The organism is Mesorhizobium sp. M6A.T.Cr.TU.017.01.1.1, assembly GCF_004023115.1.
Classification (GTDB): Bacteria; Pseudomonadota; Alphaproteobacteria; order Rhizobiales; family Rhizobiaceae; genus Mesorhizobium; species Mesorhizobium mediterraneum.
Map to the genome: position 1 here is coordinate 1 of NZ_RZTA01000032.1, position 20,992 is coordinate 20,992.

Consider the following 20,992-nt stretch of genomic DNA (forward strand, 5'->3'; position numbering starts at 1 on the left):
GGAAACCGGCGTCAAGATCACCTATCTTACCGGCACGATGATCGAATTGCCGCGCGCGGCGATCCGCGCCCATGTCATCGCCGAGGCGGCCGAATTCTTCTCTTTCGGCACCAACGATCTGACCCAGACCACCTTCGGCATCTCACGCGACGATGCGGCCTCGTTTCTGGAGACTTATCGTCAAAAGGGCATCATCGAGCAGGATCCGTTCGTGTCGCTCGACATCGAGGGCGTCGGCGAACTGGTGCGGATGGCGGCCGAAAAGGGCAGGGCGACACGGCCGGACATCAAGCTCGGCATTTGCGGCGAACATGGCGGCGATCCGGCGTCGATCCATTTCTGCGAGGAGGTCGGCCTCGACTATGTGTCATGCTCGCCCTACCGCGTGCCGATCGCCAGGCTGGCTGCCGCTCAGGCGGCGGTGCAGGTTTCGAAGACGTCAGCGCCGCGCGCCGTTTAATTGGGACGCAAACGACGCTTCGGCACCTGGTCTTTGCGCATGATCCCGTCGAACCGAACCCCAGCGTAGCGAAAACCCGATTCGGATTTTCGCTGACGCGCACCCTCTCGGGCATGGTCTCTTGAGGCGCATTTCGCTCGCTGCACTCGCCGGTGCGGCAAGAGTCCACGCGGGAACGTCCATGCTCGCCAGAAGAGACAGACTGAACGGTGCAGTTTGTCCACCTGTCCCTGTTGGCGACCGCGGGTCCTCCCACCATGTCGCTTCCCGTCAGCTCCTTCAGGTCACAAAGAATGCGCCTGCCGTAATCGAGAGACCTGGAGAAAGGGTGGCGAACTGTGTTTGAGCTGCGCCGCCGATCCCGTCGCTGTCGAAGGAGAGCGCTCCAGTTGAACTGTTGTAGATAATATGGTCGGAGCTATCATGCGCGCCCGCGCCCGTAAAGAAAGCGGCGGATGTGAGCGCGCCCGAGCTCAGCCCGGCAAAGATGGCGTTGTCGATGTGGATTTTGTCCTGGAGCGTGTTGAAGTCAGTGACCCTGTCGATATTTCCGCTTCCAAGGGCGGAGTTGAAAACGAAAGCATCATTGCCACCGTTGCCGGTCAAGATGTCGGCACCACGGCCGCCATTGATGATATTGGCGCCGGCATTTCCCTGGATGGTCTGGGCGAACTCGTTGCCAGTGAGGTTGATTGCCGTCGTGGCGGACGGATACCTGGTGGCGAGAAGCTCGACCGCCGAGCCGGCCGCAAGCGCATAGCTCACCGTAGTGGCTATGTTGTCGCGACCGCCGCCTGCCACCTCAATCACTTTGTCGCCGGCATTGTCGACATAGTAGCCGTCATTGCCGCCATAGCCGGTCATCGTGTCGGCCCCGCCGTGGCCATTGAAGACATTGGTGCCGGCATTGCCTTGGATGGTCTGGGCGAACTCGTTGCCGTTGAGGTTCATAGCCGTCGTGCCTGACGGGTTCGTGGTGGCGAGAAGCTCGATCTGCGAGCCGGCCGTAAGCCCATGACTCACCGAGGCGAGCACTTTGTCGGTACCGCCGCCTGTCGCCTCAACCACCCTGTCGCCGGCATTGTCGGCATAATAGGTGTCGTTGCCGCCATAACCGGTCATCGTGTCGGCGCCGCCGAGGCCGTTGATCACGTTGGCTCCGGCATTGCCTTGGATGGTCTGGGCAAACTCATTGCCGGTCAGATTGATCGCCGCTGTGCCGGCCGCGTTGTTGGTGGCGAGGAGTTCGATATGCGAGCCGGCTGTAAGCGCATAGCTCACTGCAGCGAGCACCTTGTCCGAACCGCCGCCCGCCGCCTCGATCACCCTGTCGCCAGCATCATCGACATGATAGGTGTCGTTGCCGCCATAGCCAGTCATTGTGCGGGCACCGACTGCCTGAAGCACATCGGCTCCGCTTGTGCCGTCCAGAACATCGTCGGTTGGAGGCGGGGTCGTGGTGCTGGTGTTGTGCTGCAGGAAAAAGGATTGCATTGACGGAGTGTTGCCAAGCGAGGTTTCGCCGTTCTGCGAGGCCCATTTATAGGCCATGTCAAAGGCAGGATTGGGAACCAGCCTTTCCCAGTGGTCCATCATGGTCTGCATCTGGGACGTCGTGGGCATGACATACGATCCGCCCGTATTGGTCGCCCAGCCGCCGCCGCCAAACGCCTGATAGACTGGAATGATCGCGCTCTGCGGGATGCCTGCTTCCAACGCCGCAGCCACGGCTCTATCAATGTAGTTGAAGTCCACCGCAGTCGTGCGCACGGGATAAGGGTTTATCCCATAATAGTCGATGCCTGTGTTGGCAGGATTGTAGGTGTTGGAATAGTCCGAATCTGCGAACGACCCCATGTCCATCAGGGTGATAAAAGTCTTGGCGCCCGGAAAATGGGAATGGATCCAGTCGGATTCCGCCTTCAGGTTGGCAGCGCTCACCTGGGTATGGTATCTGCCGGTGGGATCAGGCTCGTCGGTCAGGAAAAATCCAAGAACCTTCGGATTGCCGATGAGAGGCGTTACCTTGTCGATAAAGGACTGGGTTACCCCGTTGCTCTCGCCGAGCCAGATCAGGGCCTTCGAGCCATCCGGCAATGCGTTGACCGATGACGCGTATTGAAGATCGACCAGGTTGAAACCAGCGGCCTTGGCCTGGGCGGCTGAGGCGCCCCAGGTGAAGTGCATTGTGGCCATGCGATATCCCTCGTCTGATTCGGAAGCCCCCGATCCCTGCCTACTCGACGGCCCATATTAGCGCCTAATCAATTAGCGACACGCCATTGATAGAATCGTTGAACTTCGATGGACCGCCAATTGTCATGTGATTTGACTGCACGGGCTTTGTGCGAACCTGCGCGAATCTTAATGGCGGCAATACGATCTTCTGGCGCTGAAGGACAGGAGGCTGACCTTCGTGCGGCTCGACCTCGGCAGCGGTGGCCCCGACTGATCGGCGGGAGAGGTCTCGAGCCGTCCCTGCTCAGGCTGGTTTGGCTTCGATCGTCGCCTTGTTGGGATAGAACGCGCCGTGATCGCGGATTTCGACCATCTCGTCGAAAGGCCGCTCATACGCCCACATCGCGTCCTTGCCCGCTTCGGCGGCAGACAGCACGCTCCAATAACTCGCATCGCCCTTGTAAGGGCAATGAGTCGAGAACTCCGTCTTGCGAAGCTGGTCGAAATCGATGTCCGCAAACGGAATGTAAAAGACTGAAGGATAGGGGGACTCGGTCAGTACCTTTGCTTTCGTGGACGAGGCGACGACCGTTTCGCCGCTGCGCACCGTGACGGTGCCGCGATAGGGCTCGACGGTGATGACCTTGCCGGGATTGCTTTGAAAGCCTGGTGCGGGGTTTGCGATCTGGTCCATTGGCGGGGTTCTCCTTGTCTGGCATGCGCCCCGAAATAGGTGTGGCGAGCGAGCGAATTGCGCAAGGTCGCCCTCTAGGAATAACGCACAGCCAGCCGTGTGGCTCAGGTTTCGGCCTGGTCTCCCGTTAAACCGGTCTGGAAACGATCAGGCGGCAGCCTGAAACGCATCCATCAGCTCGGCATAAGCGGCGGCGATACCGGCGACCGGATTGCTGCTTCTCGATGCGGTCTCGACCTTCAGCGCACCCCCGCCGGTCGGCAAGGTGAGCAGAAGGAACTGGCGGTTGCCGCCATCGCCGACGCATGCCGCGGCAACGTGCTGGCCTTCGCCTTCGTTCTGAACGCACATCTTGAACAGCAGTGTGCCACCGACCGCCTCAAGGGCGCCGCCGACAACTTCGACAAATTCGTCTTCGGAAACGGTCTTAGTGTCCGGCACCAAATCAGCCAGGCTTTCGGCGAGCGTATTTTCGAGAGTCTTGTCGTCGAGCTGCGCGTCCATGCGAACCTCTTTCATTCGCCAATCGCACCCTTGCCCATTAATCAAAGTTAACGCCGAGGATGGCCGGATTGTGGCGGTTTTCCTGTCTTTTCGATCAATGCATCGCTTCTGCCCGGTCATGGCTGGACAATCAGCTGGTTCGCCCCACAATGGAACGAAAAACCAATGGGAGGAAAAAATGCTCGGACTGATGCAGGAATGGCCGCTGCTTTGCCACAAGCTCATCGACAATGCAGCCAGGCAGCACGGCGAACGCGAGATCGTGTCGCGTTCGATCGAAGGCCCTATCGTCCGGACCACTTACGCCGAAATACGGCGCCGCGCCTTGAAAGCCGCGCAGCGGCTCGAGCGAGACGGTTTTGGGCTTGGCGACCGCATCGCCACATTGGCCTGGAATACGGCGCGCCACGTCGAAGCCTGGTACGGCATCATGGGTGTCGGCGCGATCTATCACACGCTCAATCCGCGCCTGTTTCCCGAGCAGATCGTCTGGATCATGAACAATGCCGAAGACAAGGCGATCTTCGTCGATCTGACATTCGTGCCGCTGCTTGAGAAGATCGCCGGCGCGGTCAAATCGCTGAGAAAGGTGATCGTGCTGACCGAAAAGGCGCATATGCCGCAAACGGCGCTGCCGAACGTCGTTGCCTATGAGGAGTGGCTTGACGAAGCCGATGGCGCCTTTGCCTGGAAGACGTTCGATGAAAACACCGCCGCTGGCATGTGCTACACCTCGGGCACGACAGGCGATCCGAAAGGCGTCCTTTACAGCCATCGCTCGAACGTGCTGCACGCGATGATCGCCGCGATGCCCGACGCCATGGGCCTCTCGTCGCGCGATACCATACTGCCGGTCGTGCCGATGTTCCACGCCAACGCCTGGGGCCTTGGCCAGAGTGGCCCGATGATCGGCGCCAAGCTGGTCATGCCTGGCTGCAAGATGGACGGCGCCTCGATCTATGAGTTGCTCGACACCGAAAAGGTGACGTTCAGCGCCGCCGTGCCGACAGTGTGGCTGATGCTGCTCCAGCATCTTGAGGAGACCGGCAAGAACCTTCCTTATCTGAAGAGGGTCGTCATCGGCGGCTCGTCCTGCCCGCGCGCGATCACGGCGAAGTTCCAGGACAATTACGATGTTGAGGTCATCCATGCATGGGGCATGACCGAGATGTCGCCGCTCGGCACCCTGTGCACCATGAAGCCGGGCTGTGCCGGGCTCGAGGGCGAAGCCCGGCTCGACGTCCAGAGCAAGCAGGGCTATCCGCCGTTCGGTGTCGAAATGAAGGTGACGGACGACGACAATAAGGAGCAGCCATGGGACGGCAAGACATTCGGGCGCTTGAAGGTCCGCGGACCGGCAGTCGCGCGCGCCTATTATGGCGGCGTCGGATCCGAACAGTTCGATCAAGAAGGCTGGTTCGATACCGGTGACGTCGCCCATATCGACCCGGGCGGCTATATGCAGATCACCGATCGCGCCAAGGACGTCATCAAATCGGGCGGTGAATGGATTTCGACGATCGAGCTCGAGAATCTCGCGGTCGGCCATCCGGATGTGGCGGAGGCAGCCGCGATCGGCATCCAACATTCGAAATGGGGCGAACGGCCCTTGCTTGTCGTCGTCCGCAAGCCGGGCCGGGAGCCGACCAAGACGGATATTCTCGCTTTCATGAACGGCAAGGTGGCGAAGTGGTGGATGCCGGACGACGTCGCCTTCGTCGGCGAAATTCCCCACACCGCCACCGGCAAGATCCAGAAGACCACCCTGCGCCAGCAATTCAGGGACTATCGCCTGCCGACGGATTGACGGAGATGACGTCTTTCGCCTTCAAGCCGCCGCTAAAGGGCTCTAAACGCCCGTTCGGGTTGGGGCAGTGCGGATAATGGAAACTCCCGAGCGACAGACGTCGAAGGTGGCCGGCTGGTCGCGGCGCACAGGCGCTTTTTCGGCGGTCCTGCTACTGACCGTTCTTATCGGCCATCGATATGGCCTGGTTGAAACGCCGGCTTTCCTCTGGGTGCTTGGCATTGTCGCGTTGCTTGCTGCTTTTGCCTTGCTGTTCGCCGGATTTGCCTTTTCGAGACTGTGGAATTTCGGCGACCGTGGCGGTCGCGATCTCACCGTCGGCACGTTGCTGGCACTGCTGGTGCTTGCTCCTTTTGGCATTGCTGCCTACTGGGCAGCGACTTACACGCCGCTCAGGGACATCTCGACGGATTTCGACGATCCGCCGATGCTCGACACCAGCACCCGGACCGGGGATATGAACGCGCTTTCGCCACCGACCCCGGGCGAGCAGCGCCTGCAGACCGAGACCTATCCGCTTGTCACCGGACGCAGCTACAATCTGCCGTTCGATCGCGTCCTGGAAGCAGTCGAAACCGTGCTCGATCGGCGGGATTGGCAGCTTACGGCGCCGTTTCCCCGCGCGATCGGGCAAAGCGAGGTGACGATCAACGCCCTGGCCAAGAGCTTCATCCTCAGCCTTCCCGCCGACGTCGCTGTCCGTGTGACCGACGATGGCGATGCGATCATTGTCGACATGCGTTCGGCGTCGCGTTACGGCCGCTACGACCTTGGCGACAATGCAGTTCGCGTCGTGGATTTCCTGGCCGAACTGGATCAGGAGGTCGCCGGCCAGGTCGGCACGGCCCCGACCGAGTAGCGCCTACGCAACGGGCGCGAAAATGCCGTCGATCGCCGGGTCGCCGTCGGTGCTCACCAGGCCGCGCGCCACCAGGTCCTCCAGATGGGCAAGCACGGACAGTCCGGCAGCGCCATGAAGGCGCGGATCTGTATTGCTATAGATAGCCATGACCATGTCCTTGATCGTCCGGTCGCCGCTTCTGATCCGTTCGAGGATCGCTTGTTCGCGCATCCTGCGATGCGTCTTCAACTCGTGCATGAAACTGCGCGGCGCGGTCACCGGCCCGCCATGACCGGGCAGCAGCAGGCGATCGTCGCGCTCGATCAGCCGATCCAGCGAGGCCATATAGTCGGCCATCGCGCCATCCGGCGGCGCAACGATGGTGGTCGCCCAGGCCATTACGTGATCGGCCGAGAACAGGACACCGGTTCCTTCCAGCGCAAAAGCCGCGTGATTGGCGGCATGACCTGGCGTCAGCACTGTTCTGATCGCCCAGCCGTCGCCGTTGACGACTTCATCGTCGGGCAGTGTGACGTCGGGAGCAAAGGCGATGTCGGCGCTGGCGTCGAGCGGATTGACCTCGCCTATGCGCAGCGGCCTCGCCGGGCGATGCGGGCCTTCGGCCAGGACAATTGCGCCGGTATGCTGCTTCAGCCGCGCTGCCAGCGGAGAATGGTCGCGATGCGTGTGGCTGACAAAAATGTGGCTGACCGGCCTGTCTCCGATCACCTCGATCAGTGTCTTGAGGTGCGCGTCGTCATCCGGTCCCGGATCGATCACCGCCAGCGTGTTGCGCCCGACGATGTAGCTGTTGGTGCCGTAAAAGGTGAACCGGCTGGGGTTTTTGGCGGTAATCCGAAGCACGTCGGGCGCTACGGTCACGCTGTGGCCGTAGGACGGGTCGAAGCGTGTGTCGAATTCCAGCGCCATGGTGAATGTCGTGACCTTTATTGGGGGGAGGGCAAAACTGATTGCCGCATAACACGGAAGCCAATATAGGAAAACGCAAGGCCGCGCTCTGCGGCAGTCCGAAATGGGGAAGACCATGGCAATTGTAACGACGATGCGCCCGCTTGTTTCTCTCGCTTTGCCTGAAAAGGGCGCGACCCGGCTAATGACCCAGCTTTTGCTTGCGATCGTTGGAACGCTGGTGCTGACCTTGTCGGCCAAGACGAGGGTTTTGCTCGGGCCGGTCGACATCTCGATGCAAACCTTAGCCGTCTTTCTGATCGCCGCAGCATTCGGCATGCGCCTCGGCGTCGCCACGCTGCTTCTTTACATGGCGGAGGGCGCCATGGGCTTCCCAGTCTTCCAGGGCACGCCGGAAAAGGGCATCGGCATCGCCTACATGCTCGGCTCGACCGGCGGCTATCTTGCCGGCTTCGTGGTCATGGCCGCGATCGTCGGCTGGGCCGCCGATCGCGGCTGGGATCGCCATCCGGTCAAGCTCTTCAATGCGATTCTGGTTGCCGAAATCATCATGATGGCGATGGGTTTTGCCTGGCTGGCGCTGCTCATCGGCCCGGAAAAATCATGGCAGTTCGGTGTTGTGCCCTTCATCGTCGGCGACCTGATCAAGGTCGCCCTGGCGGCGAGCCTAGTGCCAGCCGTCTGGTCGCTGCTCAAACGCTCCTGAACTCTGGTCGATAGATCGGGCGCGGCACTGATCGAGTCCACGCAACCACAGGCCTGTGATTGCGTGGTCCTGTTTCAGCGACGGCCTGGCCGCGAGTTCTCGTCAAAGCAGGCCGCCGCCAAGTGGTCGGTAACGCTTTGCTAACGATAACCGTCACACTATGTTCAAATCGACCGATTAAGGACCAGAAGTGCCAGCGGTTCGCCGCGAGTCAGCGTAACCAAGCAGCTACATATCGACGCAATTGCTCGATACCCCTGCTGGATAGCTAAAAAAGAAAGCGGCTCGATGACTTTTAGGTGCAGCCAAAGTTAGTGGACAATTAACAGGACTTTTTCGACCAAGCTTGATTCTCGCGAGATGGTTGCTTGCTGGTATCTTCACGCTGTCGTAACCCTTGCCGTCAGCCATGCCGAAAACCGCCGAGAGCGAGACGTGTGATTAGCCCGGAAAAAATAACTGTTAAGGCGACTGTATCGTTGCAACGGCCCGCAACCGGCACCGCCGCACGCTGGTATGCCGCCAGCGTATTTCCGGGAAAAGAAGACGTCGCCGAACGGCATCTCCGGGTGCAGGGGTTTCACCCGTTTACGCCTCGCTGCGAGAAGACCACACGTCATGCCCGGCGCATCGAGACGCGACCGGCGGCCTATTTTCCAGGGTATATGTTCATCTCCCTCGATGTCGCGCTGCAGCGGTGGCGCTCGGTCAATGGAACGTTCGGCGTGCGCTCACTCATCATGCAGGGCGAACGGCCATTGCCAGTCCCGTCGGGGTTGGTGGAGCGGTTCATAGCTCTGACTGGCAGGGACGGCCTGCTTGATTTCAGCGGAGGCCTCGTTGCGGGCGCATCGGTTCGGATTCTTTCAGGTCCTTTCGCGGAGATGATCGGCCGCCTTGACCGGCTCGATCCAGCTGGAAGAGCCCGGGTTCTGGTTGCCATCATGAATGGCGAGATCCCTATTGACATGGATTCAAGGGAACTCGTCGCGATCGCATAACCGCAATTGTCGCTCGGTCATGCGGTGTAGACTGTTGGAAAGTCGGCTCTCGGGTTTCACCCGGGAGTGCGGTAGCCATTGTTGGAGCCTAAGCATTCCGATGGAACGAAAGGTTGCCTTGCGCGCGTGGGCACGGAGCCTGACAATTTCTGCATTTCGCGTGGAATGCCTAACGTTTTCTGGCCGTTTCTCGGGAACCCATTAGAGAGCACTCTGAATTGAATGCGCCCATCATAAAGCCGCAAAACCAACGGCACCTGCTACACCGGATTAGATTTCAACTTCTCGGTGGATTGGCTTTTGCGATTCTGACTCCTGCGCTGGTTAGGATGCTGGTAGGTCAAAATATATTATATTACTCAAACGTTCAGATTACGATTTTCGCCGGAATAGTCGCGCATACTTCGGGATTTTTTTTCTTTCGCCGAATAATAAATCTGCCTGGCGTCGCGGCCGCTGGTTATATTATGCCGACTTTTGCGCTTTCCTACGGACTTGTATATTTGGCGATTTTCCTGTTCCGAATTGACTATAGCGCTTTCCAGGCAGCCGGCAGTTTGACGCTGTCAATCTTCTGGTATTTCGGTTTGAGTATCCTGAGCCGGCGCCTGGATCCGTACAGTCTCGCCGTGGTTCCAGGCGGGGCTGTCAGTCGTCTTGAAGAGATTGGCGGCGTGAATTGGCATTGGCTCCGCTCCCCCGAGACGGTCATTGACCGCGTGAGCGGAGTCGTTGCCGACCTTCGTGCCGAGCTATCCGACGATTGGGAGCGCTACATCGCCGATCAGGCTCTCGCAGGCGTTCCTGTCTATCACGTCAAGCAGATCAGTGAATCGCTGACGGGTCGCGTCGAAATCGAGCATTTGTCCGAAAACACGTTGGGTTCGCTTAATCCCAACCAGGCCTATATCAAGATCAAGCAGGTGATCGACTGGGTTTGCGCGCTGTTGGCCCTGATTATGCTGGCGCCGTTCTTGTTGTTGATTGCGCTGATGATCAGGCTGGAATCTCCTGGGCCCGCCATATTTCGCCAGGAGCGCCTAGGCTACGGCGGAAAATCATTTACGGTCTATAAGTTTCGGACGATGACAGTTAGCGCGCCTGAAGCGGCAAACGTTCGCAGTCTCGCCGTCACCAGGCCGGGCGATACCAGGGTTACCCGGCTCGGCCGCTTCCTTCGCAGGAGCCGAATTGACGAACTGCCGCAGTTGATAAATATCGTTCGCTCGGAGATGAGCTGGATTGGGCCCCGCCCCGAAGCGACGGTGTTGTCTTCTCATTATTCGATGGCGCTGCCGTTCTATCGCTACCGAAATATCGTTCGTCCAGGAATTTCCGGGTGGGCCCAGGTGAATCAGGGATATGTGTCTGACGACGACGACGAGATCGAGAAGCTGCACTATGATTTCTATTACATCAAGAATTTCTCGCCATGGCTCGATATCGTTATTGTGCTAAGGACCCTAAAAACGATGCTAAGTGGGTTTGGATCCCGATAATAGCCAGGTTGAATTCAGTCTGGTTCCACCAGTCGAACGCTGCACCGATTGACTGAAGAACGCCATGGTTGTGTTTCTACAGCTGCCGAAGGGAACGAAATGAGCCGAAAAACTGCGTTGATTACCGGTATCACCGGCCAAGATGGCGCCTATCTGGCGGAACTGCTCCTGGCAAAGGGCTACGATGTCCACGGCATCAAGCGGCGTTCCTCGTCGTTCAACACCGGTCGCATCGATAATCTCTACCAGGATCCGCACGAAAAGAACGTAAGGCTGTCGCTTCACTATGGTGATATGACCGACGCCACCAACCTCATCCGCATCGTCCAGGAAGTGCAGCCAGACGAGATCTACAATCTCGCCGCACAATCGCATGTCCAGGTAAGCTTCGAGACTGCGGAATATACGGCGAATGCCGACGCGATAGGTACGCTACGCCTTCTGGAAGCCATCCGGCTGCTTGGCCTGACAAAAAAGACGCGTTTCTATCAGGCATCGACTTCCGAACTCTATGGTAAGGTGCAGGAGATCCCACAAAAGGAAACGACGCCCTTCTATCCGCGCTCGCCTTATGCGGCGGCAAAGATATATGCCTACTGGATAACCGTGAACTACCGCGAAGCTTACGATATCCATGCCTCCAACGGCATACTGTTCAATCACGAGAGCCCGATGCGCGGCGAGACGTTCGTTACCCGCAAGATCACGCGCGCGGCTGCCGCGATCAGCCTCGGCCTTCAGGACAAGCTCTACCTCGGCAATCTGTCGGCTGAACGTGATTGGGGGCACGCTCGCGACTACGTCGAAGGCATGTGGAGAATTCTTCAGCATGACGTGCCAGACGACTACGTCCTTGCAACCGGCGTAAAGAATTCGGTCCGCCGCTTTGTCGAGCTAGCATTCAATGAGGTCGGGACCGAGATCGAGTGGGTTGGTTCCGGGATTGATGAAAAAGGCGTAGATGCAAAATCAGGCGCTGTCCTGATCGAGGTGGATCCGCGCTATTTCAGGCCGACTGAAGTAGAGCTTCTGATCGGCGACGCCTCGAAAGCGGAGCGCGTTCTCGGGTGGAGGGCAACAACCTCGCTCGACGCGATGGTTCAGGAAATGGTTCAGTCCGACCTTGAAACGGTAAAGCGGGAATCGGAGCACCGGCGCCTGGACGAGGATCGCATTCGCGTTGCGGCGCAGTAACCGACTTTGGGCCTGGTCGACATGAAAATCTCGGTTTTGACGGTCTGCCGGAATTCCGCAGCAACGATCAGGCATACGCTTGACAGTTTTTTTGCCCAAGATCATGAGGACAAGGAACTGGTCGTCGTCGATGGAGCGTCGACCGACGAAACGCTCTCGATCATTCGTTCCTATGGGGACAAACAACTGCAGATCGTCAGCGAGCCGGACCGAGGCATGTATGACGCTCTGAACAAGGGGCTTGCGCTTTGCAGCGGCGAGGCGATCGGGGCCCTCAATGCGGACGACGCGTTTCACGACCGGTCTGTGCTTGGCAAGATCAGCGTGGCGCTCGCTGACGCCGATATCGTCCACGGCCATCTCGACTTCGTGGAAAACCACGACAGCAAGCGGGTGGTTCGCCGCTGGCGGGCAGAACCAAGACCTCGAGATGGGTTTCGTTCGGGCTGGATGCCTGCTCACCCGACCTTCTATGTTCGGCGTGGCGTTGCCGAAAAGGTCGGGTCGTTCGATCTGGCGCTCAAAGTCTCCTCCGACTACGACTGGATGCTGCGGGCCGTCGAGCTTCATGGATTTAGGCTCGCGACAATGGATCAGGTCCTTGTCGACATGATGGTTGGGGGGGCAAGCACAAGGAGTTTCCGTTCCCATATCGGGCACAATCTGGAAGCGCTGCGCTCCCGCCGCCGTTGGCTCGGATCAGGCCCTGTCGACTACGCGCTTGTTGCGAAGCCGATGCGGAAGATTGGGCAGTTCTTCGGCGTCAAGGGTGCCAGCACTGCCAAGCAAAGCCGGCACGGAGCAAGCTGAATAGTGGTTTCGGCAACTCATGCCGCGAAGGCCGGCGCAGGGGTGAGGCGAGATCGCGTTCACGTGTTTGCGCCCGATGGTCACCGCCAATTCTACCAGGGTCTCTTTGCCAGCCTGTTTGACCTTGAGCCGGTAATGGGACGCATTGGACCTCGATTGTGGCTTGACCTCGTTCGGGCCCGCCACCTCCTGTTCGCCACCATAGACGATGACTACGCTGGTTTTATAGCAGTTGCGTTGACAAGATCGCTGATCGGACGGCGCACGGTTGGGCTTTTTCTCAGGCCGTCCCAATGTTTCGAGAGCGGGAGGCTCGTCTATCGCCTCAAGAGATGGGCTTTCCGGTGCTTGCGATATTTGCCTCGCCTGTCGCTCTTTACGATTTTGCCGTTCACATTTGATCGTCGATTTGCCCAGGTCGCGTACGGATGGGTACACGACCCTCAGATGTGGGACATGCATGACCGCGCGATGTCCATCAAAACGTCTCAACTGTCACGCGACGTGTTGGCCGCGGCCGGTGGACGCGCGATTTTGTGCTTCCTGGGCAGCGTGAGAAAGTCGAAGGGCTTCGAATTCTTAGTCAACATCCTCTCCGACCATCCAGATCTCGCGAAAGATGTCTTTGTGGTGGCTGCCGGCCGCGTCGATCCGGCCTCTGGCCGGGATTGTGCTCGGCTGATTTCTACTGGCGGAATGGTGGTCGACCGTTTCGTGTCCGACGACGAACTTCTGAGCCTTTACAAGACCTGCGATTTCGCCTGGTGCTGCTACGAGCCCGACTACGACCAGGCCTCCGGCATATTCGGACGAAGCGTACAATTGGGGGCACGTCCGATCATCCGCAAAGGCTCGCACCTTGAGAAATACGCACAAGAAGGTGCAGTTGCGCCGGTCTGTCTAATTTACGGCGACACCCGTGACGCTGCCGCCAATATAGCAACGGCCGCAGCCAATCGATCCGAGAAGGTCGCGGACAGTCGGTCCGACAAAGCGGTTCGGCTGGGCGAAATCGTCGGTAGCTGGCGGTCTGATTTTATTCAGAAGATCCGAGCGGCCCTTTGACCCGCAGGCACATATTCCTCAAGTACCGCTGGCAGTCAGTTTCGGGTGCCTGCAAGGCGTGGTTCGAAAGTGTGGTCGGTTCCGAGTGTATCCGATAGTGAAGAAAGTTCTGTATTTTCATCATGCGACGGGCTTGGGTGGCGCGCCACGGAGCCTTTCCTTGCTCATCCGGGGGCTTGATCGCGAGCGATTCCAGCCAATCGTAGCTATGCCTAAGCGGGAGGGTAATGGTGCGGTAAAGGCCTTATTTCGTGAAGCTGGTGCCGAGGTCATCGAAGAGAGAGATATACGGCCGTTCAATGGGTCCTCAGTAGCCCGCAATGACGCATTAAAAGATCGCGCCTATGCGATCGCTTCCTATCCACTCACTGTAAGGTGTGCAAAGCGTCTAGTTAATGATGTTCGTCCCGATCTGGTGCATCTGAATTCAACCTGTCTAGTGGCCGCCGCCGCCGGGGCGCACATGGCGGCGCCAAAATTGCCGGTGATCGCTCATGTACGCGAGCCTCTGCTCTCCAATAGGTGGGGCCGAGCGCTGGCCAGCCTTAATAGGAGGCACGTGAATGCCTTTATTAGCATTGACGAAGCTGGTTTGCGGACGCTCGGAAGCAAAGATGCAGATGGGACAGTTGTGTACAATTTCGTCGACGACGAAGCATTTCACTCCGATCCTGAATCCGGTGAAAAATATAGGCGCATGCAGGCTTGGAATGCTGACGATATCGTTTTCTTATTCTTGGCTCGTGTTGCTCCGTCAAATGGCCCCCTGGAGTTAGTGAAGTTGATCGACGAGAACGCGCAAAAGTTGCATCCGTCTGCTCGATTTGTTGTTGCCGGATTCCCAAAAAGCAAGACCGGCTACGCTTTGGCTGCGTACGAAGCTGCAGGACGGAGCCCCCGATGTGTCGCAGTGGATTTCGTAGAAGATCCGGTTCCCTTGATGTTGGCTTCGGATGTAATGGTCGCTCCCTTCACAGAGCCTCACAGTGCGAGAAGTGTGTTCGAAGGTGCCGCGTTAGGAAAGCCGGGCTTGGTCGCCAACGTTCCACATTTGGTTGAATTAGTGAGGGACGGTCACACAGGCGCTGTGTTCAGTTGGGAAGAGCCAAATACCTTTGTGTCTGCTGTTAATGACTTGTGCAATAGTGATAAGCGAACGGAAATGGGGCGTGCCTCGCTCGAGTTTGCTAAGGCAAACTTTTGCAGCAAGATGGGTGTCGAAAAGACAATGTCAGTCTATGACAAACTGTTAGAGAACAGATGATCGCACGAATTGGACATCTGTATAACATAATATGCCGTTTCTACTGGTCTGTGAGAGTTCGCCTGCAACTGCGCATCCGCAGGGTCCCTTTGCCAAAAGGCTTTGTGGTACTTGGCCCATTGGGATTAAGCGCGCGGGGTCGAATTCGTATTGGTGAGAACGTCACAATCGTAAACAGCTCTCGTTTTAATCGGGCCGGTATCAACCACCCAACACAGTTGGTGGCTGGGCAGGGAGCAACACTGACGATCGGTAATAATACTGGGATATCGGGAGCAGCGATATTCTGCTCAGAGTCGATTACGATTGGAAATAATGTACTTATAGGAGCAAATTGCAATATATATGACACAGATTTCCATCCAGTAGACTTTATGCGGCGGCGCGAGGGCATGCCGTGCAAAACCGCGCCGATAGTTATCGAAGATGATGTTTGGCTGGGCGCGGGCGTTACCGTCCTGAAGGGGGTAATGATTGGCGCGCGCACCGTCATCGCGGCGGGAAGCGTCGTCACTTCCGACATCCCGCCGGATTGCCTGGCCGCCGGCGTGCCTTGCAAGGTCATACGGTTCCTGGCGCCCACGCACGTCGCATCGATTGAATGACGACTTATTTCCTCAATGGCGGCTGGATGACGGCCAACAACGTCATTGCCCGGGTTCTGGGCCTTCTGGTCATAGTCTTCGCCGCGCGACGTCTGAGGCCCGAAGTTGCGATGCCGCCGGTCAGCGCCGTGTTTGGTAACTGGTTCTGCTCGCGCGTCGAGGCGTGCTGTGCCGTCGTTTCCAAGTTAGCCGGTGTTGTGTGGGGGGAGGAGGTTCAAGGTGGGTGCCGTTGGAGCCATTCTGGGCGTTGGATAACGTCTCGCATGATCATGGCATTTCACGACGCTGGAAAGAGCGAGCGCCGAAGATGGCGACAGGTGCCAAATAGCTACGTGCATGGGCCTGTGACCAACCGACGAGAGCGCGCTGGAATGCCATTGTGACGAAGGCTCCGTCCGGTCGTTCTGATACGTCAAAAAGCTCTGTGCTAAGCAGCGAGCATCTGACGCGCGATCTCGGGAGACGCACGGCATCTGGGGGGGTCATAGCCCTCTGCGCTCAGGCTTTGATTCTTCTTACACAGGTCGGCTACATGGCGCTAATGGCGCGGTTGCTGCAACCCGATGACTTCGGTCTGGTGGCCATGGCGGCGTCCGTCACGGCGTTTGTCGGAGTCTTCGCCGACTTGGGTCTGTCCATGGTGACTGTCCAGCGCAAGGAGGTTGATCACGACACCGTCAGCGCGTTATTTTTCGTCAATCTTGGCGTCGGTTTCGGTCTGATGCCGCTGGCGTGGCTGATGGCGCCGGTCGCGACCTGGCTTTTCAATGACCCTCGCGTTTTTCACCTTGTCTTAATTCTGGCGATCGCCATCCCGATCACAGCGGCCGGTGCGCAGCACAAGGCGCTATTAATTCGACACATGCGTTGGATGTCGCTGCATAGTGTAAATCTTGGCAGCCTCGTGTGTGGATGTGCTGTCGGTGTTGCAATGGCCTGGGGTTGGCACTTCGAATACTGGTCGCTCGCCGGGGCGACGCTCACGACGGCTCTTGTTGGCACGACTGGCCAGTGGGTACTGTCACCTTGGCGACCGACCAGGGTCGCCAATTGGAGGAATGCACGATCGGCCATTAGTTTTGGGATCAATTACAGTGGATCCCAGTTCACAAACTACATTAACCGCCAATCCGACAACGTGCTGGTCGGCTGGAAATCCGGTCCCAACGAACTCGGATTCTACACCCGCGCTTACTCACTGTTCATGCTGCCGATGACGCTTATAAGCGGACCAATTGGCTCGGTTATCATTCCGATGCTGAGCCGCCTTCAAACCCAACCCGACAAATGGGCTAGAACCTATCTCAGCGCCATGCGGCTTACACTCATGATAAACACGATATTGTGCATTCTCATTACGATCAATGCGCAAGAAATCGTAGAGATCATTTATGGAGAAAACTGGTCAAAGTCTGGTACTATTTTGGCGATACTCTCGTTGTCCCTCATCACGAGTATTTCCGGTCAGTTTGGTGGTTGGGCGCTGATCTCTTTGGGTCGAGCGCGCGAGTTGTTTGTATTTTCCATCTTCTCTTCGTTAATCCGATTTGCGCTCTTCCTGTTCGCCATTCAATGGGGGGCTCCGGGAGTCGCTGTCGCGTGGTGCATAACGTCTTGGGTGTTCACCCCGGTACTCTGGCTTTATGCGACAAGAGGTACAGAGCTGAGATTCAAGGATCTTGTGAAGGCATCGAGCCTATTCTTCTTTGCTTATATTGCGATCGTCGCGCTCTTTATTCTCGGGGAGTCGGTCGGAACCTCATTTAACGCCCTGTCTATGCTGACCGAGGGCGGCCTCGTCTTAAAGACTATCAGCACGATGTTAATCTATGGAGCTTTTGTTGTTGCTCCATATCGTTTCGCCGGTTCCATGTGGGAGGACATGCGGCTCTTTCTAGACAAAGACGTCCATCCAGAGGATCTAAAGCATTGAAAATCATCGTCGAAACCACGGTTTTTTTGAACGGCGGAGACGCTGCGATCCAGGTCGCGACAAAACGGATTCTTAAAGCCGCGTTCGGAGACGATATCGAGATCGTTTTTGCGGACATGGATGCGCAGGTCGCCAAACGGTACTATCCGGGAAACACCTTTGTTTGCTTTCCTTCTGCACAGCTTCACAAGAGCAAATATATTAGGTTGCTGAATAGGCTGACAAAGGGACGGCTGGAATTAAATTCAGTTTATTCAATTCTGATCGCCATGATCTTTATAGAGCGGCATTTGAGCTGGTTGAAATACCTTGGGTACGGAGGCCAAGTTGCTCGAGCCTTACGAGAGTACATTGCGGCAGATCTCATTATTTCGACCGGCGGCACGTACCTTTCAAAGAAACACCGAGGGTCGGTTTCCCATCGGCTGCCGGAATATGAGAGAGACGTCTATCTTGGAAAGCCGCCCATTTTTTTTACGCAATCGATGGGTCCATTCGGCGACGATCGCATTTTTCACCGACTTGCGGAGATTCTGAGAAAAAGCCCTCTCATACTGGTCAGAGACCGGAAATCCATGGCTTTCGCGAAAGAGCTTGTCGGACATGCGGATAATATTGAGGAAGTGGCAGACTGCGTATTCATTCTGACGGACCAGGACGAGATCGAGAGACGGCGCGCAGCGTCGCAGGTTGCGAAGCCGGGACGGCGGCCGAGAATCGCCGTTTCAGTTCGGCCGTGGGCGGATTTTGGGGAACGAGATTCTGAGGTCGGCCGCGCGAAATACCATCAATCGGTAGCCCGAGCGACCGCGTGGTTCGTGGAAGAAGTCGGGGCCGAAGTGACATTTATTTCGACCTGCCAAGGGATTCCCGAGTATCGCTTCAACGACTCGGACGCGGCGCGCGACGTCTTGAAGTATCTGCCGGAGCACGTGCGAAACAGCGTAGTCATTGATTTGCAGTTCAGGGACACCGAAACATTGCTTCGTAAAATTGGCGAATTCGATGGCGCCATATGCACACGCATGCACATGTGCATTCTGAGTTTGTGTCGCGGCCTTCCAGTCTTGCCGATTTGCTATGAGAGGAAAACAGCAGATCTTTTTCGATCACTTGATTTGGAGGACTACGTTACTTTCATCGATAAGATTGAGCCGGATGGTTTTCGCAATCTCGCTGAGCGCTGGTGGCAAAACCAGGAATCGATAGCGGAAAGATCGCTGCGGGGAACCCTTGCGCTCCGCGACAGTGCTTTATCCACGGTTGGTATTCTCAAAAACAGATTTGCACCGGTGGAGTTGCAGATGGAGGCAGTATCCCCATGATTGCTGTCATTTCGCAATTCTTCAACACGCCTTCTGAAACATTTATCCGTGATCATGTTCGCCATCTCGCGCCCGGCAGGACTGTGCTCATCTGTCAGGAGCCCGATGGTGCCGATCAATTCGGTTATCCAGTTCTTTCCGGGGTCCCGCGGCTGTCACCGCTTAGCCGACTACACAGCCGCATTGTCAATGTGGCGCGTCTGGGCTGGCTTGCGTATGTGCGTGAGGGAATGTCGCGGAGCGATGAGGACCGGGTTGTCGAATTCTTGAAGGCCCACAAGGTGGATGCCGCCCTTGTCGAGTATCTTACGATGGGCGCGCTGTTCGCTCCCGCTTGTCGCCGCGCCGGCGTGCGGTTGTACGCCCACGCCCATGGGGCGGATTCAACCGTGATGCCCAGGAAGCAACTATGGCGACGTCGCTACCGGCGTCTGTTCGCCATTGTTGACGGCATCATCACGCCATCGCGTTTCATCGCCGACCGTCTGAGTCAAATCGGCTGTCCGAATGAGAAACTCCACGTCAGTCCGTGTGGAGTTTTGCCCGAGCGCTTCACACCATCGAAGCGCGAAAGCGGTCGGCTCCTTTTCGTTGGGCGGTTCGTTGAAAAGAAATCACCGCACCTCGCGATCGAGGCGTTCGCCCGGATCGCTTCAAAGTTTCCCGAGGCGCAGCTCGATTTCGTTGGGGATGGGCCCTTGATGGCGCGATCCAAGGCGTTGGTGGAGCAGGAGAATTTGTCGGATCGTGTCATTTTTCACGGCTCTCGAAGCATAGAATATGTTCAGGGCATGATGCAGGACGCTGCTATTTTCGTGCAGCATTCAGTGACGGCTCGCAATGGAGATATGGAAGGCCTGCCGGTATCGATCCTGGAGGCCATGGCGAGCGCGCTTCCCGTTGTGGCGACACGTCACAGCGGCATTCCAGAGGCCGTTGTCGATGGTAAGACTGGCATACTTGTGGAAGAACACGATATCGAAAGCATGGCAGAGGCGCTTGCTAGTCTCCTGGCAGAGCCTCACCGTGCTGCCAAGATGGGGGATGCCGGGCGCCAGCGCGTGCTGGATCATTTCACCCAACGGCACACGCGCGATCGCCTTCGACACGCCATGATGCTGCCGACAATTGCGGAACCTCTCGACTTCGCTGAGGGCCAGGTTCAATGAAGAATGCCGAGCAGTGGAAGCCTACTAAGTTCGAACGGACCGGCAAGGGCGTTTGGCGCTCGAACCGCAAGGAGGTACCGGCGCGGTCGCGATTGATCGCCGATCGATTGGCGTCCGTCTATGCCGCGGCGATCGCTACTCATGCCAAGGGTCGTCTTGTCGATTTGGGCTGTGGTGCCGTTCCGCTTTACGGGATCTATCGCGAGCATGTCAGTGATGTCTTCTGTGTCGATTGGCCGGGCAGCACCCATGGCGCCGCCTACGTCGACCTTTTCGCGGACCTCAACGAGCAATTGGTCCTGGAGCAAGGGAGTTTCGACACGGTCATCGCCAGCGACGTTATCGAACATCTGCATACGCCGCAGGCCTTGTTCGACAGTGCAGCCCGGGCTTTGAGGCCTGGTGGTAAGTTGATAATCGGCGTGCCGTTTTTTTACTGGCTGCACGAGGTTCCCCACGATTATCATCGCTACACCCGCTTCGCCTTGGAGCGGATGACGATGAAGGCGGGCCTAAGCACAATCGAGTTGTCGTCCTACGGCGGCGTCACAGATGTTATTTCCGATCTTGCCACGAAGGCGGTGGCGTCTCGGCCCCGGATTGCCAGTTCGGTCTATTGGCTGACCAGCCTGATGCGGGCATTGCCGCCTGTCAAGAAATTGGGGCTTGCGACTCGCGAGAGCATGCCGATGGGTTATCTTCTAATAGCCGAAAAAGTATCAGCCCCACCGTCTTCGGGGGGAGGCTAAAAATACAGGACCGCCGAATATTGTGCCTGCAACCGGTGTCGCCGAGAGCTGTCAGGCTCGATTTCGTCATCCGGCGCACAGAAGAGAGACACGACAACGCTTCGTTTCATTCTTGACCGGCATCCAGAAATCGAATTGCGCGAGAGGCGCCACCTTCATCGGGTTGGAGAAATGGGGCGAATCTCGTGGTGCAGCTGGCTATGCCATATCCACTAGGAAGCAGCTATCCGCGGTACGACCGATTGGCAGAAAAGGGAT

At 57.6% G+C, this 20,992-nt stretch carries 19 protein-coding genes; 15 read left to right on the plus strand and 4 right to left on the minus strand.

The window, feature by feature from the left end; translation table 11 throughout:
• Window positions 1–460: putative PEP-binding protein (locus EOB36_RS12805; protein WP_348631795.1), on the plus strand; the 460-nt coding region annotated here is incomplete at its 5' end.
• Between the two features lie 279 nt (window positions 461–739).
• Here EOB36_RS12805 and EOB36_RS12810 read toward each other — a convergent pair.
• The 3 genes from EOB36_RS12810 to EOB36_RS12820 all read right to left on the minus strand — a co-directional run bounded on the left by EOB36_RS12810 (window position 740) and on the right by EOB36_RS12820 (window position 3,836).
• Window positions 740–2,656, minus strand: a complete 1,917-nt coding sequence (locus EOB36_RS12810; protein ID WP_164897509.1) for a calcium-binding protein — start codon at window positions 2,654–2,656, stop codon at window positions 740–742.
• Between the two features lie 286 nt (window positions 2,657–2,942).
• Window positions 2,943–3,332 (minus strand): DUF427 domain-containing protein, encoded by a 390-nt coding sequence (locus EOB36_RS12815; protein WP_095486145.1) that lies wholly within the window; start codon window positions 3,330–3,332, stop codon window positions 2,943–2,945.
• Between the two features lie 147 nt (window positions 3,333–3,479).
• Window positions 3,480–3,836 carry a hypothetical protein gene (locus EOB36_RS12820; RefSeq protein ID WP_095486222.1) on the minus strand — a complete coding sequence of 119 codons (357 nt, stop codon included), beginning with the start codon at window positions 3,834–3,836 and terminating at the stop codon, window positions 3,480–3,482.
• A gap of 178 nt (window positions 3,837–4,014) precedes the next feature.
• Here EOB36_RS12820 and EOB36_RS12825 point away from each other — a divergent pair, with 178 nt between their 5' ends.
• Together EOB36_RS12825 and EOB36_RS12830 are read left to right on the plus strand one after the other, a co-directional pair.
• Window positions 4,015–5,643 carry a fatty-acid--CoA ligase gene (locus EOB36_RS12825; RefSeq protein ID WP_126103200.1) on the plus strand — a complete coding sequence of 543 codons (1,629 nt, stop codon included), beginning with the start codon at window positions 4,015–4,017 and terminating at the stop codon, window positions 5,641–5,643.
• 76 nt (window positions 5,644–5,719) lie between these two features.
• Window positions 5,720–6,502, plus strand: a complete 783-nt coding sequence (locus tag EOB36_RS12830) for a DUF1499 domain-containing protein (RefSeq protein WP_164759087.1) — start codon at window positions 5,720–5,722, stop codon at window positions 6,500–6,502.
• A 3-nt stretch (window positions 6,503–6,505) separates the two neighbouring features.
• Here the strand turns inward: EOB36_RS12830 and EOB36_RS12835 are convergent, their stop codons facing one another.
• Window positions 6,506–7,414, minus strand: coding sequence for an MBL fold metallo-hydrolase (locus EOB36_RS12835; RefSeq protein WP_128284978.1), 909 nt, complete (start codon window positions 7,412–7,414; stop codon window positions 6,506–6,508).
• Window positions 7,415–7,529: 115 nt separating this feature from the next.
• Here EOB36_RS12835 and EOB36_RS12840 point away from each other — a divergent pair, with 115 nt between their 5' ends.
• The 12 genes from EOB36_RS12840 to EOB36_RS12895 all read left to right on the plus strand — a co-directional run bounded on the left by EOB36_RS12840 (window position 7,530) and on the right by EOB36_RS12895 (window position 20,734).
• Window positions 7,530–8,120: a biotin transporter BioY gene (locus EOB36_RS12840; RefSeq protein WP_095486142.1), complete on the plus strand. Its 591-nt coding sequence runs from the start codon at window positions 7,530–7,532 to the stop codon at window positions 8,118–8,120.
• 437 nt (window positions 8,121–8,557) lie between these two features.
• Complete coding sequence (locus EOB36_RS12845; protein ID WP_158302603.1) at window positions 8,558–9,121, plus strand: transcription termination/antitermination NusG family protein; 564 nt, start codon at window positions 8,558–8,560, stop codon at window positions 9,119–9,121.
• Between the two features lie 503 nt (window positions 9,122–9,624).
• Window positions 9,625–10,620, plus strand: a complete 996-nt coding sequence (locus EOB36_RS12850) for a sugar transferase (RefSeq protein ID WP_245329911.1) — start codon at window positions 9,625–9,627, stop codon at window positions 10,618–10,620.
• 99 nt (window positions 10,621–10,719) lie between these two features.
• On the plus strand, window positions 10,720–11,814 hold the full coding sequence (gene gmd, locus EOB36_RS12855; protein ID WP_095486140.1) for a GDP-mannose 4,6-dehydratase: 1,095 nt from the start codon (window positions 10,720–10,722) through the stop codon (window positions 11,812–11,814).
• A 21-nt stretch (window positions 11,815–11,835) separates the two neighbouring features.
• On the plus strand, window positions 11,836–12,624 hold the full coding sequence (locus EOB36_RS12860) for a glycosyltransferase family 2 protein (protein WP_127204425.1): 789 nt from the start codon (window positions 11,836–11,838) through the stop codon (window positions 12,622–12,624).
• A 63-nt stretch (window positions 12,625–12,687) separates the two neighbouring features.
• Window positions 12,688–13,689, plus strand: coding sequence for a hypothetical protein (locus EOB36_RS12865; RefSeq protein ID WP_128284979.1), 1,002 nt, complete (start codon window positions 12,688–12,690; stop codon window positions 13,687–13,689).
• A gap of 97 nt (window positions 13,690–13,786) precedes the next feature.
• A complete protein-coding gene (locus EOB36_RS12870) occupies window positions 13,787–14,953 on the plus strand; it encodes a glycosyltransferase family 4 protein (RefSeq protein WP_281035485.1) in 1,167 nt (388 codons plus the stop codon).
• Entirely contained in the window at window positions 14,950–15,558 is a 609-nt protein-coding gene (locus EOB36_RS12875) for a DapH/DapD/GlmU-related protein (RefSeq protein WP_126103194.1), read from the plus strand. The genes EOB36_RS12870 and EOB36_RS12875 overlap by 4 nt, the downstream gene beginning before the upstream one ends.
• Window positions 15,559–15,937: 379 nt before the next feature.
• Window positions 15,938–17,491: a lipopolysaccharide biosynthesis protein gene (locus tag EOB36_RS12880; protein WP_128284981.1), complete on the plus strand. Its 1,554-nt coding sequence runs from the start codon at window positions 15,938–15,940 to the stop codon at window positions 17,489–17,491.
• Window positions 17,488–18,816, plus strand: a complete 1,329-nt coding sequence (locus EOB36_RS12885) for a polysaccharide pyruvyl transferase family protein (RefSeq protein ID WP_158302601.1) — start codon at window positions 17,488–17,490, stop codon at window positions 18,814–18,816. The genes EOB36_RS12880 and EOB36_RS12885 overlap by 4 nt, the downstream gene beginning before the upstream one ends.
• Window positions 18,813–19,985, plus strand: coding sequence for a glycosyltransferase (locus EOB36_RS12890; RefSeq protein ID WP_095486133.1), 1,173 nt, complete (start codon window positions 18,813–18,815; stop codon window positions 19,983–19,985). Before EOB36_RS12885 ends, EOB36_RS12890 begins: the two co-directional genes overlap by 4 nt.
• On the plus strand, window positions 19,982–20,734 hold the full coding sequence (locus tag EOB36_RS12895; RefSeq protein ID WP_095486132.1) for a class I SAM-dependent methyltransferase: 753 nt from the start codon (window positions 19,982–19,984) through the stop codon (window positions 20,732–20,734). Before EOB36_RS12890 ends, EOB36_RS12895 begins: the two co-directional genes overlap by 4 nt.
• The last annotated feature ends 258 nt before the right edge of the window (window positions 20,735–20,992 follow it).